The sequence below is a fragment of the Advenella sp. genome (assembly GCF_052108595.1).
GTDB lineage: Bacteria > Pseudomonadota > Gammaproteobacteria > Burkholderiales > Burkholderiaceae_B > Advenella.
The window spans coordinates 20,050-36,087 of sequence record NZ_JBQEAU010000004.1 but is presented as its reverse complement, the minus strand read 5'-3'; the positions used below and the strand labels follow the sequence as shown (position 1 = coordinate 36,087).

Genomic DNA, 16,038 nt, shown 5'->3' with positions numbered 1-16,038 from the left:
CCTGCGCCACAGCGGCCTGTCTGCCACGCTGCTGCAGCGTGCGCCGGTGGTACGAATGACGTTTGAGCAACGACGCCGCAGCCGCCAGCAATTGACCCTTGACAATGGCGAAACAATCCATTTGATCATCGCCCGCGGTCAGGTCCTGCTGCCAGGCGATGTGCTCGTAGCCGATGATGGCGGCATCATTGCTGTGCAGGCACAACCGGAGAAACTGATTCGGGTCAAGGCCGATGCGGCCATCGACCTGACACGTGCAGCCTATCATCTGGGCAATCGCCATGTCATGCTGGAAGTGGGCGCAGACTATCTGCATCTGGAGTACGATTCTGTTCTCGTGCAGATGCTTCATCGCCTTGGCGTTCATACCTCGCTGGTTGAGCAACCATTCAACCCGGAAACCGGCGCTTATGGCGGTGGCCATAAACATGGCCACGACGAAACATTCGAAGAAGACTATTCACTGGCCCAGGCAGCGTACCATGCCCATGAGACCGGATCCGCCAGCAGCCATGATCATCGACATATGCACGCGACCGACAACCGGTCAGATCATGCACACCCGCTACAGCGTAATCAGGGACATGCCCATGGCAGCATGCACGACGCGGTTCCATCCCGCGGCAACCACGATTGTGATGAACTCAGCGCATTGAAGCGGTCATTGAGCTTGACCCATGGACATCCGCACAAATGACGCGTTCATGATGACGCCTGCGCAATACGCACAATTGATGCGCCTGTCTTCTCCGGCCCTGCCTGTGGGAGGCTTCAGTTATTCCCAGGGGCTGGAATCGGCGGTGGAACTAGGGATCGTGAAAAATGAAGGCGATGCACGCCTGTGGATCGAAGAGACATTGCACACGGTGATGACGGTCTGTGATGCTGCCGTGTGGCTGGTGCTTTCTCGCGCATGGCGTTTGCAGGACACCAACGCGATCCGACAATGGAACCAATGGTACTACGCAAGCCGCGAGACCGCCGAAGCCCGGGCTGAAACCACCCAGATGGGCATCTCGCTGATCAATCTTATAGACGCCCTGCACTGGGCACGCGAGAGCGAACGCACCGCACTCAATGACATGGACGTTCCCTGCTTTCCCACAGTGCATGCGTTTGCCGTGGCAGCCCTGGATCTGCCGGAAGATGCCGGCGTCACTGCCTTGCTGTACGCATGGATGGAAAATCAGGTTATGGCAGCAATCAAAACGGTACCGCTGGGGCAAACGGCCGGCCAGCGCCTGCTATCGGCACTCGTGCCCCAATTGGATCTTGCCGTATGCGCTGCCAAAGACGCGGCAAGCCACACGCCGCCCAGTATCAAGACGCTTGCCCCGCAATACGCCATTGTCGCTGCCCGGCACGAAAGCCAATTTTCCAGGTTGTTCCGATCATGAGCCCCGCCGCTACTGCTCGTATGCATACCAAGCGCCTACGACAGTTGTCATTACTGCCCACCATTGCCTCCGTTACAGGTAAGGAATTAAAGGTAAAGAACCCATGAACACTCTCAACAGAACCAAAACACTGCCAGCACTGCGTGTTGGTATCGGCGGGCCCGTCGGATCGGGCAAAACCACGCTACTCGAGGTGTTGTGCAAGAAGCTGGCAACCCGCTATGATCTGGTCGCCATTACCAATGACATCTATACCAAGGAAGACCAGCGCCTGCTCACCGTATCGGGTGCCTTGCCTGCCGAACGCATTATGGGCGTGGAAACTGGTGGCTGCCCCCATACAGCGATCCGTGAAGATGCGTCCATTAACTTGCGCGCGATTGACCAAATGCTCGAGCGTTTTCCTCAGGCCGATATTGTGTTTATCGAATCTGGTGGCGACAACCTGGCGGCAACCTTCAGCCCGGAGTTGTCTGATCTGACTATCTATGTCATCGACGTCGCGGGTGGAGAAAAAATTCCCCGTAAGGGTGGGCCTGGCATCACCAAATCAGATCTGCTGATTATCAATAAAACCGATCTGGCACCCTATGTCGGCGCCTCGCTGGATATCATGCGCCAGGATACGGAGCGCATGCGCCAGAACCGGCCATTTGTGATGTGCAATATGAAAACCGGCGACGGCATTGAGGCCATCATTCAATTCATTGAAAAAGCCGGCATGCTGATCTGACGCTATTGCCGCACCGTATCGGCACCTGCCTGACACCATGGCATGACGGCGCCCGGCGGCAACAGATATATATGTCGCCGGCCATCTGTAAAATACGGCTTGATCTTAGCCCACTCGGCAAAGTCGTTCATCCGTCTGAGATCGCCCAGAATCCAGCGTCGATCGCTGGCGGGAACGCATAATGCGCGCTGAAAAGCGACAGGCAAGGCGAAGCGATAGGCGCTATTTTCCGCATCGAACTGGTGTGCATCCCACAGTTCCTTGCGCCAGGTGTCCTTGACGCTCACCTGGCCGTCGGCCCAGTTACTGACCACAGTCAGCGCCGGATTGTTTCCCATATAAAACCCAAAATCGAATGGGTAAAAATCAAGACTGTAATATCGGTCCGCCTGCCCGAGCGCTGACGGCGCCTGCCTTATCGCCTTTGCAATATGGCTGCTGCCTGGCAGCGCGGCCGTGGACAGGTACACCAGGCCTGCTATACCTGTAACCAGACACAGGAGCATGCGGGCCATAAAATGACCCGATTCAGCTGCGCGCCCACCCAGGTTCCGCTGCCGCTGTTGCGCAGGCCCGGCTTGCGTGCCAGTAACCGGCAAGCGGATGGTCGCGTCCCTGGCTGCGCCGGGGAAAAACTCCGCAAACAGGAATGCCAGCGGCGGCAGCACAGGGAGAATGTATCCAACCAGCTTGGACTGGGGAATGGAAAAAAAGACAAGAATGACGGCAAGCCAGATCCACATTAGCCGTCGTACGCTCGCATGATTTTCCTGGCGCCAGTAGCCACGGGTGAAAACCGCAAGCGTTACCCTGCGATACCATGGCAGCATGCTGCCCAACAGGATGGCAAGGTAAAACCACACAGGCATCGCATTATTGAACCCACCTTGCGTAAAGCGCGCCAATTGTTGATAGACCAGATAATATTGCAAGAATCCAGGGTAGCGCCATTGCATCAGCAACAGCCAAGGCACAACGATGGCAATAAAAAGGACAATGCCCGGAATACGCAGCAATATCGCAATAGCTCTTTTACGACGTTCAATGATCAACCAGCACAGGAGCACGGCCCCCGGCAAAACGAAGCCGATTAGTCCTTTTGCCAGGAACCCCAAAGCGGCAAACAGATACATCGTCAGTACCCATCGCAGGTAAGATTGCCCTTGCTGATGCAACAATACGGCGCCTGCCCCGCACAGAATCGTGGTGCTGATCAGGGCCGCGACCAGCAAGTCCAAATTGGCATAATGTGCAGCGCCGAACATCAACGGCGTTGCCGCCAGGATGATACTTGCCGTCAGCGCGCGCGCCGGCGCCACGAAACGGCGTACAAAGACAAACAGCGCACCAACCATGGCAAGGCCGGCCAGCGCAGGCACCAGTCTTGCCGCAAATTCATTCTGACCGAACAGGGACAGACTGGCAGCGGTAAGCCAGTAAAACAGCGGCGGCTTATGAAAATAAGGCATGCCATTGAGCAGTGGCGTACCCCAGTGATTGGACAGCAACATTTCCAGCGCTACGCCAACGTACCGTCCTTCGTCTGGGTTCAACAGCGGCCACAGCCAGTTGCCAAGCACAAACCACGCTGAGGTTGTCAGCAAAAGTAACGGTAACAGCAAGGGTTTGGCGGCCAGTGACGACAACAGATCAACACGATTGATCGCAGACGCGGCGCCAGACCGCACAACAGCAGAAGAATGCATGAGGGCAAACAGGAAATGAAATTGCATTCATCATAACGACCGGGATATCAAATAATCGTCAAATTCCCGCCCTGTGTCGCTACCGCGCCATGACAAATGCATTGCCTGCAAAATTGCTCATCGCCGCTGGCCGATGAGCACCCATCACCCATCACCCGTCGCCAGCCATCGGCCACGCGTCTTTAAGCATCTGCCGTTAGTCACTCACTATCAGCATTCAATGATGTTGACGGCCAGCCCGCCGCGCGATGTTTCCTTATACTTCGATTGCATATCTGCCCCGGTCTGCATCATGGTTCGGATTACTTTATCCAGCGACACGTAATGCGTACCATCACCCCGCAAGGCCATGCGCGCGGCATTGATGGCCTTGACCGCACCCATCGCATTGCGCTCGATACATGGGATCTGCACCATGCCTCCGACAGGATCACAAGTCATACCCAGGTTGTGCTCCATGCCGATTTCGGCGGCATTCTCCACTTGCGGGACGCTGCCCCCCAATACTGCTGCCAGCGCGCCTGCGGCCATGGAACAAGCAACGCCCACTTCTCCCTGGCAGCCGACCTCGGCCCCGGAGATGGATGCGTTTTCCTTGTAAAGAATGCCAATGGCCGCAGCCGTCAGCAGAAAATCGATCACGCCCTGTTCATTGGCGCCTGGCACAAAATTCACGTAATAATGCAGGACCGCAGGAATCACCCCTGCCGCCCCGTTGGTCGGCGCCGTCACCACCTTGCCGCTGGCCGCGTTCTCCTCATTGACTGCCAGCGCATACAGATTCACCCAATCGAGCATGGAAAGCGGATCCTTCAGCGACGCATCCGGCCGGCTGCACAACTGTTCATGCAGTTGTCGGGCGCGACGCTTGACGTGGAGAAAACCCGGCAGGCTGCCGGTGGCCGAACAGCCGCGCGTCACACAGGCTTGCATCACTGTCCACAAGTCCAGTATTTTCTGCCTGACTTGCTGCTGCGGCCGGTAATGCCTTTCGTTCTCCATCATCAACTGCGCAATCGTCATCTGATGCCGCTGGCACAGATCGAGCAATTGCTGACCAGAATTGAATGGATAAGGAATGTCAATATCTGGGGTCAGATTCACCCGGACTCGATCGCAATTCATCACGAAGCCGCCACCAATGGAATAATATTCCTTCTTCATGAGTAATTGATCGGTAGCGTCGAAGGCCTTGAAGCGCATTCCATTCGAATGCTGGGGCAATGTTTCCCGCCGATTGAACTTGATATGGATGCTCTCGTCAAAGGCAATCTCGTGGCGATTGAGCAGCCTGACCATGCCACTGCTGCGCACCTGCTCGATCAGTGCAGGCACCATGTCCGGGTCCAGCGTATCGGGCTGGTAGCCATGCAGTCCGATGACAACTGCCATGTCACTTTTATGACCCTTGCCGGTCGCGCCTAGCGAGCCGAACATCTCAATATGAAGACGTTGCGTGTTTTCAAGCAATTTGGCTTCGTCCAGGCGGTTAACAAAACGCAGCGCGGCAATCATGGGGCCAACTGTGTGGGAACTGGAAGGTCCGATCCCCACCTTGAAAATATCAAATACGCTCAAGGCCATTTTTTCCTCGACAATGTTGGTGGACCGCTTAATGGGTCCGGTACAGCTCATCCATTTTCCGTTCGGATTCACGACTTTTCAATTCGGCTTCGCTGGGCAGCGCCATGTCGTTGAGCAATGGCTTGGCCCAGTTTCCGGTGACATGATATTTTACCGTCAGGGCACGCTGCAATGGCGCCTGCAGCAGCCATTGCGTCAGGAAAGCGCCAACACCGACCGCCGGATTGACGATCGTTCCCGCCAGTACAGAGGCGCCGCTCACATCCAGCTTGGGCACGACCACAGCCTGAAAGTCCAGGCTTTCGGATTGCAGATCTGTCATCCCGGAGGCCACGATGGCCGATGAAGGGCCATTCAAGCGGAAATCCTCTACAAACAGGCGCCCGGCATCCAGGCGCATGCGGCTGCGAACCGTGTCAAATGTCAAACCTGACTGTACCGAGTTGCCCAGTGTCTCTCCAAATTTTGGCAGCCGCCGGAACGACTGCAGCGACAAGAGTTCCAGTGCCTTGACCGCAGACGATTGTATGCTTTCCAGACGTCCCTGTCTGAGGCTGCCGCTGAGCGAACCATTGAGCGTGGCCAGATCCAGGTCCTGAACGTTTTTCCAATTAATTTCCGCGTCAATTTGCCCGTTGCCGTTTTTGATGACGCCGCCCAACTGGTAGGTTTCAAGAAACCGACCCAGGTCCGAGACCACGACTTTTCCTTGCAATTGCAGATCCTTGGCCGTCCCTTGCTGATGAATCGATCCTTGCCCCGCCAGCGAACCACCCTCATTGACCAGACTGAAGTAATCCACCTTCCAGTCGTCTGAGCCGGGCAACTGGTAGCCTTTGAGTATCATCTGTCCCATTTGCTTGCCATAGACAGTCAGATTTTTCACTGACAGGTCAAGACGCGGCAAAGGCTGCGTCGCGCCGGCGCGCGCCTTCGCAGCGTCCCTTTCCTTTTGCAACGGGGTGCGCGTGTCGGCACGTTCATCGGCCGGTTCAATAATGTTCAGGGTATCGAGCCTGACGGTCAGGTTGCCCGGATCCCGTGAGCGCGTGCCGGGGATCCAGGTCCCGCTTCCCTGCGCCTGATCGGAATTCAGCTGCAGGTTCCATTGCGTGCCCGTCTTGGTGGCCGCCAGCGTGGCGCCCGTCAGCGTTTGGTTCTTGACCACGAATGCCTGGGCTTGTACGGTCACGTGTGACACATCCGGCAATATCTGCCGTTCGCGATCCGTCGTGGCGCTATCGGTGAACTCATCGACAACATCCTCCCACGCCTGCGCATCCAGCGCCGGGTTCTGCGCCAGAACCGTCAGCCCGGGCTGGCCCAGTTCTGGGACCTTGTTGACACCGATGGTGCCGCGACTGAAATACGGTCCCTTGCGGCTGTTAACGTCGTGCTCAAAAATCGCTTGCGTACGGATGCCATCAATGCGGATATCCAGGTAGCGCTTGCCATTATCTCTGGCGCCGTCGTTTGCCCGCCAAATAATCGTGGCCGGCCAGCGTGCCGACTTGGGCTTGGACAGACCATCGGGAAATCGCGTTGCCAGGCCCGCCAGATCGGACTTGAATTGAACCTTTACCCTGCCGCCCGATGAAAAATGGACCAGACTGGTGTAGTCGGCGCTGCCGCTGATGCGGCGCATGCCCTGCACCGGTATCAATTGACGCAAGCCGGCAGCAGTCAGGGTGCCGTTAATGGATAGCGGCTTGCCCACGGTGCCGATTGGGCCGTCAAAGACGACTTTACCACCCAACATGACGCCCTTGACGGCATTGGCCTGCAATTGCGTCTCGGTAAACGGCATTTCTCCGTCAAGGTGCTCGGCCCACGGAAAATCCGGTGTGAGCCGGAAACGGCCATCATCCAGGTCAATTGAACCGGAGATGCGCGAATTGTCCGCGTCGAGCACCGGAATATGCAGCTCAATGGGAATGGTCCACTGGCCGCTGCCTTGTGCTTCATCCAGCACATTATTGATCAGATTGCCCAGCGGACTGATTCTCGTAAAGGTCAGGAAATCCTCGGCACGTCCCCTTGCCTTTGCCTGCAAATCAACCGTGGTGTTTTTCTCAAGACTGGATACAACGCCATGGAATGCATCAAGATCCAGCCGCTGCCCTTTGGGCATGGTATAGAATGCCTGAATAGAATCAATAATAATCTGATCATTCTTAAAATGAATCGTGCCGCTATCGGAATTGACAACCGGCCAGCGTTTCCCTCGAATCTCCTTCTGGTGATAATTGAGCAGCAGGTCTGCGTAAGTGCCGCGCAGCAGAAAGCTGCCCGAGTCAGGCGCCAACCCGAAAGGAAAATCGTCGACAACGCCCTTGAGTTCAAATTCGGCTGCGGACAGTTCCCCATTCTGGAATGCATCCTTGAGCCACTCACGCGCATCCGGATCCATCACATTGGGCAGGTAATTGTGCAGATGCGGCAATGACACCGCCCGCAGGGATCCGCTCAAATCCACGATACCGTTGTCGCTGTTGACATCGGAACGCCAGGTCCCGGCCCCCTCCATCTGCAAATCACGATTATGAACCGTAGCCTGGGTAAAATTGACTCTCGGCTCCTGCATAGAATTGCGACTGAAATCACCACGGACACTTGCCTCGTCAATCGAAAGCGGGTTTTCAAAAATCACCGGGTCCTTATAATAGAAGCCCTTGACACTGGACTCGAACTGCACCGGAGGGTAGCTGATGTTGTCGGCCATGCCGGAGTCATGCAAGGACAAACGCCAGCGATTAAACTCATTAATCACACTCGTGAATGACGAGTTTAAGCGGGAGTTCAGGCTGTCTGCCGCGATAATAAATTCATGATTGCGGATGTGATCTTCAACCCGAACCTTTTCCAGCCCATAGGCCACCATCATGTTCTGGGGCACATTGCTGTCAATCTGAAGATCGACCACCGCGTGAGAGACGATACCCGATTTTACTTTTTGCGGTATATCGAACCAGGGCCTGGCGGCCAGGACATCCATCTTGAGCACAGATACCCGCAAATTTCCCGACCAGGCCGGCATTTGTTCGCCTGCAACACCATCCTGCTGCAGGCTGCTCAATAACTGAATGGAATGACCCACCTGCTCCGGCATACGCGCGCTGGCGCTAAGCACCCGCTTTGTGCCATTTTTTGTCAACTGCAATGTGAAATCGGAGAGCGTAAACGGACCCGCCTGCGGTCGCGTCTGGTCAATCCAGCTGAAGCTGCCATTGAGCACGGTCATTTCGGGCAAGGCCTGCAGCAAGTCGGACAGCGGCGCCAGCGTCACATTACCGGCATCAACGGCCTCGGGCGCCGAATGCACGTTATCACTGTCCAGGCGCCTGCCAAGCAGCCAGATCCGATTCTGCCGGTCGCGGGTCATGTTCAGGTGAATCTGCTGGATTTCTACAGCGGCCGGCTCCAGTTGCAGCTGCATGGCACGCCCCCAGTCCAGGCTGGCTACTGCCTCACCGACAGCCAACATCGGTGTATCGGTCTGGTCGGAAATCTGTAGCGCCCGCAGCCGTAAGCGCGGCACAATCCCCGTCCAGTCAATCGCCAATTTTCCGATCGTGACATGCTGGCCAGTCTCCGCGCTCAGCCGCTGCTCAACCTGCTGACGAAAATGATCGATATTAGGAGCAAGAAGGAAGCGGACAGCCAGTGCCGCCGCCATGGCCAGGACTATAAGCGCTATAAGGACGGTGCCGGCGGATTTTAGCAGTCGGTACGGCAAATTCACTCAGTGATTCTCGTTGGACATCGGTCTGTTCATGGGTCGGTCGGGGTTCGGGTATTATTATATACAGCATCCAGTCATCACATCGGCAACTCATGAATTGTATCCAATCCCTGCAAAACGCTCTTTCCTGGTCCGGCTATCTGCGCCGCCGTCTTGATGCGCGCCCCGAGATTCAAAAGCAAATACTGGCAGACTCGGCTGAACCCATCACCTCTGCGCGTATCATGCAATGGTCGCAGGAGCTGGCCGCCGGCGTGGGCGCTCCCGCCACCCAGGTCTGGGAAATCGAGCACTGCCGAATCATCCTGCGCAAGCTGCGCAGCCGTCTGTTCGACACGCTGCTTGTGCGGGACACGGGCGGCGAGGCAACGCTGGAAGAAGTGACACACGCCATGTCCTTTTTGGCTGACTTCGCCGTTGCTCAGGCATATCGCAGCTTGATGACCGATATGGTTCAGGTCCATGGCGCGCCCATGGACCCGGCCACCGGCAAACCCATGGAAATGATCATTCTGGGAATGGGCAAACTGGGTGGATACGAACTGAATGTCTCATCGGACATTGACCTGATCATGCTGTACCCCGAAGAAGGTGAAACTACCGGACGGCGACCACTGAGCCACCACGAATTCTATGGTCGCCTGACCCGGCGCATGATGCCGATCCTGTCCGATCAGGATGCCGACGGTCAGGTATTTCGTACCGATCTGCGGCTGCGTCCGGATGGCGACGCCGGTCCCCTGGCCTGGAGCCTGGACGCACTGGAAAACTACCTGATTGCCCAGGGACGTGAGTGGGAACGCTACGCCTGGCTTAAGGCGCGCATCATTCAGGTACAGACACTGGAGGGCAGCGCGCCCGCGCCTTACGCCCAGCAATTGGAAAGCCTGCGGCTTCCCTTCATTTATCGCAAATACTTCGACTTCGATACGTTGGCCTCGCTGCGCCAGTTGCGCGAGCGGATCCGCCTGGACTGGCAGCGACGAGCCCTGTCCAAAAGTGGGGTCGACACGGTTCACAATATCAAGCTTGGGGAAGGCGGCATTCGCGAAATCGAGTTTGTGGTGCAGCTGTCGCAACTGATCAAGGGCGGCCGCCTGCCCACCATCCAGGAACCCTGCCTGATCAAGGCACTGCACGCCGAAGTCAGCGCCGGCCTGATCGCCCCGGAAATAGGCAACAAGCTCGAAGAGGCATACCGCTTTTTGCGCCGGGTCGAACATTTTCTGCAATATAGGGAAGACGAACAGACCCATCTGCTGCCCAACGATCACGAACGCATGGCGGCACTGGCCACAGTGCTGGGTTTCACGGCAGCCGATTTCACCACCAAGCTGGCGGCCCATCGGCAGTTTGTTGCTGATACATTTCGCGATGCCTTTCGCATTGCCGGTCTGAACGACGACCAGAGCAACGGCCAGCAACCGCAAACATGCGACACGGAACACCGTGACGACAGAAACCTGGAAGACATTATCAAACAGCACTTCGCTGAACATGACTCAAACGATGTCGAGCACCGGCTGGAAGCATTGCTGAGCAGTTCACGTATTCGCAGTTTGTCCAACAGCAGTCGCGCACGCCTGGAAAAACTGCTGCCTGCAGTCATCCAGGCAGCCTCACGTACCCCATTGCCCAATACCGCCTGCGCGCGACTGTTCGATTTGATTGAAACCATTGCGCAACGCAGCTCTTACATTGCCCTGCTCGCCGAATTTCCAGACACCCTGGCCCGCGTGGCGCGACTCATGGCCTCCAGTCCCTGGGCAGCCAGCTATCTGACCGCCAATCCGATTCTGCTCGATAGTCTGATCGAATGGAGCAGTCTGATGGAGCCGGTCAACATCGCCCTGACAGCCGAACAGCTGGACAAGGAACTGGATGCCTGCGTCCTGCATGACGGCACTCCGGATGTGGAGCAGCAAATGAATGTCATGCGCGATGTGCAGCGCCAGGTCAGTTTTCAGCTACTGGCGCAGGACCTGGAAGGCGAACTGACAGTGGAAAAACTGGCTGACCAGCTCTCCGGCCTGGCCGATGTGCTGCTGCAGGAAAGCCTGGAGCGCGTCTGGCCGCTGGTGCGACCAAAACAGATACAACCGGACGATGCCCTTTATCACATGCCGAAATTTGCAGTGATTGCCTACGGCAAGCTGGGTGGCAAGGAACTTGGTTACGCGTCGGATCTGGATCTGGTCCTGCTGTTTGACGACCCAGGCGACTACGCACTGGAGGTGTATGCCAAGCTTGGCCGTCGCCTGAGTACATGGCTGTCCAGCATGACTTCGTCTGGCCGGCTGTACGAAATTGATTTGCGCCTGCGTCCCGACGGAGACGCCGGTCTGCTGGCGGTATCGGTGGATACCTTTGAAAAATATCAACGGGAACATGCCTGGGTCTGGGAACATCAGGCGCTGACGCGAGCGCGCTTTTCCGCCGGCGACCCCGAGATTGGCAAAACGTTCGAACGTATCCGTCGCGACATCCTTTTGCAGCAACGCGATCCGGACAAGCTCAAACAGGAAGTAATCGAAATGCGCGCCCGAATTCGTGCAGGGCATCCGAATAAAACCGAATTATTCGATGTGAAGCACGACCATGGCGGAATGGTGGATATTGAGTTTATTACACAGTATTGCGTCCTTGCCTACGCACACCAGCATAAGCAACTGCTGGAAAACCTTGGAAATATTGCCCTGCTCAATATTGCTGGTGAGGTTGGCATTCTGAATGCCGAGCATGCCCGCAAAACGGCGAACAGCTACCGTATCCTGCGTCGCATGCAACATGCCGTCAGGCTCAAGGGTGACGAAAAAGCCAGGATAGATCCTTCGCTGCTAACGGAAGAACGGGCTGCGGTATGTACGCTTTGGGATGATGTTTTCGGAGAAAACACTTGAAAATAAAGAGATTTTTAAAAAAAAAAACGTCAATCCGCCCGGGAAATATCCTAAAATGACGGATTAAGAAACGACTCATCTTTTATCGCCATGGTTACTGTTACCGATATCGAACGCCCCACCCTTGCCCTGCCCGAAGGTCACGGCAAAGTACTGCTGCATTCATGCTGTGCCCCGTGTTCGGGCGAAGTCATGGAAGCCATGCTGGCATCGGGCATCAACTACTCCATCTTTTTTTATAATCCGAACATTCATCCGGTTCGTGAGTATGAAATCCGCAAGGAAGAGAACATACGCTTTGCGCAACAACACGGCATTGAATTTATTGATGCCGATTACGACGTAGACAATTGGTTTGACCGAGTCAAAGGCATGGAAAATGAACCCGAACGGGGCATTCGCTGTACCGCCTGCTTCGATATGCGCTTTGAGCGCACTGCGCTGTATGCGCACGAACATGGTTTCGATACCATTACCAGTTCGCTCGGCATTTCGCGCTGGAAGGACATGAATCAGATCAACGGCAGTGGCGAACGTGCAGCCGCGCGCTATCCCGAGTTGGTGTACTGGACCTACAACTGGCGCAAAGGTGGCGGCTCGGCCCGCATGATCGAGATCAGCAAGCGCGAAGAATTCTATCAGCAGGAATACTGCGGTTGCGTCTACTCATTGCGCGACACCAACCGTCATCGCCGCACTCAGGGGCGTGATCGCATCACAATCGGGGTCAAATTCTACGGTAGGCAGCAAGAAACGCTTTAAATCAGGCATTTGTCTATAAGGCATGTTGTTTGCCGCAAGCTGCGACCCTGGACGGACAGTGAATCCCGCCGCCTGATTTCTCGGCCTTGTCCAATCCATACGTGTTGCCGCCATCAAACCCGGCCCTGCTATATTACAAGAAAGGACTGAACCTGATATCGCACAGGTTCAGTCCTTTTTTACCCTGGAACACCATCGGGCAGCGCGCATCAGACGCCACCTATCGACACCGATCTTTATTGGGCAGGTGTTGCCGCTGCATCCGTGTCGGTTGACGCCGCCGCTGCACCCGCTTGCGGCTTGCCCGCACCGCTATCCCTGGCGTTTTCCGAACCGCCAACAGCACTCTCGCTGCCTGGTTGGGTAATAAAGCCGAGTTTTTTCAACCCTGACCCTTTTGCCATGGAAAGAACCTGCGCCAGTGCTTCGTAGCGCGTATCGGCATCCGCCCGGATCCGCAGCTCTGGTTGCGGGTCTTGCTTGCCTTCGTTGACGAACATTTCTCTCAGGTCATTCTGTTCTACCGGCTCATCATTCCAGTAAATGGTACCTGACTTGTCCATCGCCAGATCGATAATGACCGGTTCCTGCTCTACCGGCTTGCTGCTGACCTGAGGCAGATCGATCTTGATCGAATGCGCCATCAGCGGCGCTGTAATGATAAAGATCACCAGCAGTACCAGCATCACGTCAATCAGCGGCACCATATTGATTTCGGTCATGGGGCTGGCCGAACCGTTTTTCTGATCAAAACTTCCAAAAGCCATGGCTATCTCCTGTGTGACTAACGACCGCCGCCGCCACGCAAACTGCGTACTTTGGGGTTCTGGCTTTCAAATTGCTGGCCGGTTGTCACAAATGCGTACAGATCGTGGGCGAATGCGTCCAGACGAGCGAGCATCACGCGGTTGCGGCGAACAAAGGCGTTATAGGCCAGCACCGCCGGAATGGCAACAGCCAGGCCAAGGCCGGTCATGATCAGCGCCTCGCCTACCGGCCCGGCGATTTTGTTGATGGTAACGCCGGCTTCCGCCATGCCGATACCGATCAGGGCGTGGTAAACACCCCACACCGTTCCGAACAACCCGACAAACGGCGCAGTCGAGCCAATGGAGCCCAGGACTGACAGTCCGTTCTCGGCCTGAGCCGTTTCCTCATCAATCACTTTTTTCATGCGGCGGGCGACAAACTCCGCATTGGTACCCAATTCGGCCAGATTGCTTGCGCCATAACGGCTGTGATGATCGCGCGCATGAAGGGCCTGGTCGGCAAGACGCGAGAACGGATCGCGGGCACCGAACTTATGCAGATCCTGATCAACCTGATCCAGAGACTGCGAACTCCAGAAGCGTTGCAGGAACCGGTTTCCCTTGCGCGTTCCACTGATATTCATTAATACCTTGACCACGATCAGGTACCAGGTAACCAGTGCCATCAGAACAAGAATACCGAACAGGGATTTGCCGACAATATCGCTCTGCATTAGAAAATCCATAATGCCGGGGTTCTGCGGCGTAGTTTCCGTTGTCGCCTGAGCAAGGGCGAGCAATGTGGATGACAGCCAGGGGGTAGTCATGATTAATACATTCCTTTATTGAAAAACAATAGGTATATCGGCGATGGAGTCCCGGGGAACGCCATTTTCTGAATAGGGTTTGAAACGGGCGCGTCGTACCGCTCTCAGAGCCGCATCATTGAGCGAGTCATAGGGTAATGCCTGGCGCAGTGTCGCGCTTTTGACCGTACCAGCCGTTGAGATATGCACCCGTACGATAACAGTTCCCGATTCGCCACGCATTTTTGCTGCGCGCGGATAGGTCGGTTTAGGCTTGACCAGATAACTGACCGACGACACGACCTTGGGGGCCTGATTGGTCTGGCCGCCCGAAGGCTTGGCACTCGCACCATTGCTGACACCCACCGGTTTGAGCGAAATATTGCGATCAATCTTGATATTGGACAGATTGTTTGCAGGCTTGACCGCCGGTTTCGGTTCAGGCTTGGGTTTTGGCTTGGGCTTCGGTTTGGGCTTCGGTTTGGGTTTAGGCTTGGGCTTCGGTTTGGGTTCCGGCTTTGGCTCGGGTTTAGGTTTTATGACAGGCTTGGGTTCTGGCTTGAGCTCGTATACGGGCTCCGGCACAGGCTCTGGAGGTGGAATAATTTCTTCCTGAACCGGCTCAGGTTCAGGCTCAGGTTCAGGTTCAGGCTGGGGTTCCGGCTCGGGCTCAGGTTGTACCTCTGGTTCTGGGGCCGGCGCCAGTTCTTCCCCTTTCGGAGGTGGACGTACCGGTTCGTCGATAATCGTTACCATTACCGGGGTATCGGTCGCTTTGACAATGGGTGGCGTCAGATCCAGAGTGCCAAGCCAGGCAGCGCCTGACATTAATGCCAGCGCTGCAGCCAGGCCGGTGAGCCGAAAGCTCAGAGGAACTGCCGCGGGGGAATTTGATCCGTTAAACATGCTCAACATACGTGCCTTGTGCAGGCAATTACAGCAGACAACGCTTGAGGCGGGAACCGCATCCAGCGAAAAAACATTAGACAATATGAATGGAGTCAATGTTCATCTGCAGGTCAGCCTGTTATTGTAATAATAACTATTCTCATTTTCAATAAATTTCTTGAATTATGTGCACGGAGTAACGTTGAATACGTAACAATGGTTTTACAGTGTGGCTGAATCGTTCTCTGGTCGCATCTGAGAAAGAGCACACTATTTTTCATGGCCGGCACGCCAGGCAGGCGCAGCGCAGCATTTGCGTCTTTTTTTGTATCTTTATGTAATAAGAGCGACATTGGACACTATTTCGACTGAAATTTGTTGTTACTAGACCACAAACCATCAGATACAGACGAAAAAATACCGCCCGTGGGCGGTATTTTCAGCACAGCGCAAATAAATTATTTGGCTGAAACTTCTTTAGCTTGAGGACCTTTAGGACCTTCAGCAACCACGAAAGTCACTTCCTGGTTTTCCTGCAGTGATTTGTAGCCTGTACCGATAATGTCTGTGTGGTGCACAAACAGATCTTTACCACCTGAGGCGGGCTTGATGAAACCAAAGCCTTTCTCGTTATTAAACCACTTTACAATTCCTGATTCTGTCGACATGTCGATTTCCTGATGTATAAAAAAAACTGAGATAAAATCCTATCTCTTGGGACAAGACTTCAAGGAGACGACACATGCAAACAGTACCGCTGTAACCAGAAGC

The 16,038-nt window shown here is 55.4% G+C and carries 12 protein-coding genes; 5 read left to right on the top strand and 7 right to left on the bottom strand.

The genetic code is table 11. The features are described from left to right. From ureE to ureG, 3 genes are all read left to right on the top strand, one after another. Positions 1 to 697: urease accessory protein UreE (gene ureE, locus ACTIKR_RS01375; protein ID WP_442326979.1), on the top strand; the 697-nt coding region annotated here is incomplete at its 5' end. Then, positions 678 to 1,397, top strand: a complete 720-nt coding sequence (locus ACTIKR_RS01370; protein ID WP_442326978.1) for an urease accessory protein UreF — start codon at positions 678 to 680, stop codon at positions 1,395 to 1,397. The genes ureE and ACTIKR_RS01370, both read left to right, overlap by 20 nt. Positions 1,398 to 1,500: 103 nt before the next feature. After that, entirely contained in the window at positions 1,501 to 2,130 is a 630-nt protein-coding gene (gene ureG / locus ACTIKR_RS01365) for an urease accessory protein UreG (RefSeq protein ID WP_442326977.1), read from the top strand. 2 nt (positions 2,131 to 2,132) lie between these two features. Here the strand turns inward: ureG and ACTIKR_RS01360 are convergent, their stop codons facing one another. From ACTIKR_RS01360 to ACTIKR_RS01350, 3 genes are all read right to left on the bottom strand, one after another. Continuing rightward, positions 2,133 to 3,863 carry an ArnT family glycosyltransferase gene (locus tag ACTIKR_RS01360; RefSeq protein ID WP_442326976.1) on the bottom strand — a complete coding sequence of 577 codons (1,731 nt, stop codon included), beginning with the start codon at positions 3,861 to 3,863 and terminating at the stop codon, positions 2,133 to 2,135. 183 nt (positions 3,864 to 4,046) lie between these two features. Beyond that, a complete protein-coding gene (locus ACTIKR_RS01355) occupies positions 4,047 to 5,471 on the bottom strand; it encodes an L-serine ammonia-lyase (RefSeq protein WP_442326975.1) in 1,425 nt (474 codons plus the stop codon). Further along, positions 5,449 to 9,162, bottom strand: a complete 3,714-nt coding sequence (locus tag ACTIKR_RS01350; protein ID WP_442326974.1) for a YhdP family phospholipid transporter — start codon at positions 9,160 to 9,162, stop codon at positions 5,449 to 5,451. The genes ACTIKR_RS01355 and ACTIKR_RS01350 overlap by 23 nt, the downstream gene beginning before the upstream one ends. Positions 9,163 to 9,254: 92 nt before the next feature. Here ACTIKR_RS01350 and glnE point away from each other — a divergent pair, with 92 nt between their 5' ends. Beyond that, positions 9,255 to 12,062, top strand: coding sequence for a bifunctional [glutamate--ammonia ligase]-adenylyl-L-tyrosine phosphorylase/[glutamate--ammonia-ligase] adenylyltransferase (gene glnE / locus ACTIKR_RS01345; protein WP_442326973.1), 2,808 nt, complete (start codon positions 9,255 to 9,257; stop codon positions 12,060 to 12,062). A gap of 90 nt (positions 12,063 to 12,152) precedes the next feature. Next, on the top strand, positions 12,153 to 12,824 hold the full coding sequence (locus ACTIKR_RS01340) for an epoxyqueuosine reductase QueH (RefSeq protein ID WP_193086724.1): 672 nt from the start codon (positions 12,153 to 12,155) through the stop codon (positions 12,822 to 12,824). 236 nt (positions 12,825 to 13,060) lie between these two features. Here the strand turns inward: ACTIKR_RS01340 and ACTIKR_RS01335 are convergent, their stop codons facing one another. From ACTIKR_RS01335 to ACTIKR_RS01320, 4 genes are all read right to left on the bottom strand, one after another. Next, the gene (locus tag ACTIKR_RS01335; RefSeq protein WP_442326972.1) at positions 13,061 to 13,591 is read right to left on the bottom strand and encodes an ExbD/TolR family protein; all 531 of its coding nucleotides are present in this window, start codon (positions 13,589 to 13,591) and stop codon (positions 13,061 to 13,063) included. 17 nt (positions 13,592 to 13,608) lie between these two features. Further along, the gene (locus ACTIKR_RS01330) at positions 13,609 to 14,400 is read right to left on the bottom strand and encodes a MotA/TolQ/ExbB proton channel family protein (RefSeq protein WP_193086722.1); all 792 of its coding nucleotides are present in this window, start codon (positions 14,398 to 14,400) and stop codon (positions 13,609 to 13,611) included. A 15-nt stretch (positions 14,401 to 14,415) separates the two neighbouring features. Then, positions 14,416 to 15,285, bottom strand: a complete 870-nt coding sequence (locus ACTIKR_RS01325) for an energy transducer TonB (protein ID WP_442326971.1) — start codon at positions 15,283 to 15,285, stop codon at positions 14,416 to 14,418. A 440-nt stretch (positions 15,286 to 15,725) separates the two neighbouring features. Next, positions 15,726 to 15,935 (bottom strand): cold-shock protein, encoded by a 210-nt coding sequence (locus tag ACTIKR_RS01320; RefSeq protein WP_014750808.1) that lies wholly within the window; start codon positions 15,933 to 15,935, stop codon positions 15,726 to 15,728. Positions 15,936 to 16,038 lie beyond the last annotated feature (103 nt).

What these genes read in the sequence shown, in the direction of transcription:
- ACTIKR_RS01370 (WP_442326978.1), top strand. Translation starts at nt 678, where the DNA reads ATGGACATCCGCACAAATGACGCGTTCATGATGACGCCTGCGCAATAC.
- ureG (WP_442326977.1), top strand. Translation starts at nt 1,501, where the DNA reads ATGAACACTCTCAACAGAACCAAAACACTGCCAGCACTGCGTGTTGGT.
- ACTIKR_RS01355 (WP_442326975.1), bottom strand. Translation starts at nt 5,471, where the DNA reads ATGAGCTGTACCGGACCCATTAAGCGGTCCACCAACATTGTCGAGGAA.
- ACTIKR_RS01330 (WP_193086722.1), bottom strand. Translation starts at nt 14,400, where the DNA reads ATGACTACCCCCTGGCTGTCATCCACATTGCTCGCCCTTGCTCAGGCG.
- glnE (WP_442326973.1), top strand. Translation starts at nt 9,255, where the DNA reads ATGAATTGTATCCAATCCCTGCAAAACGCTCTTTCCTGGTCCGGCTAT.
- ACTIKR_RS01320 (WP_014750808.1), bottom strand. Translation starts at nt 15,935, where the DNA reads ATGTCGACAGAATCAGGAATTGTAAAGTGGTTTAATAACGAGAAAGGC.
- ACTIKR_RS01340 (WP_193086724.1), top strand. Translation starts at nt 12,153, where the DNA reads ATGGTTACTGTTACCGATATCGAACGCCCCACCCTTGCCCTGCCCGAA.
- ACTIKR_RS01335 (WP_442326972.1), bottom strand. Translation starts at nt 13,591, where the DNA reads ATGGCTTTTGGAAGTTTTGATCAGAAAAACGGTTCGGCCAGCCCCATG.
- ACTIKR_RS01360 (WP_442326976.1), bottom strand. Translation starts at nt 3,863, where the DNA reads ATGCAATTTCATTTCCTGTTTGCCCTCATGCATTCTTCTGCTGTTGTG.
- ACTIKR_RS01325 (WP_442326971.1), bottom strand. Translation starts at nt 15,285, where the DNA reads ATGTTTAACGGATCAAATTCCCCCGCGGCAGTTCCTCTGAGCTTTCGG.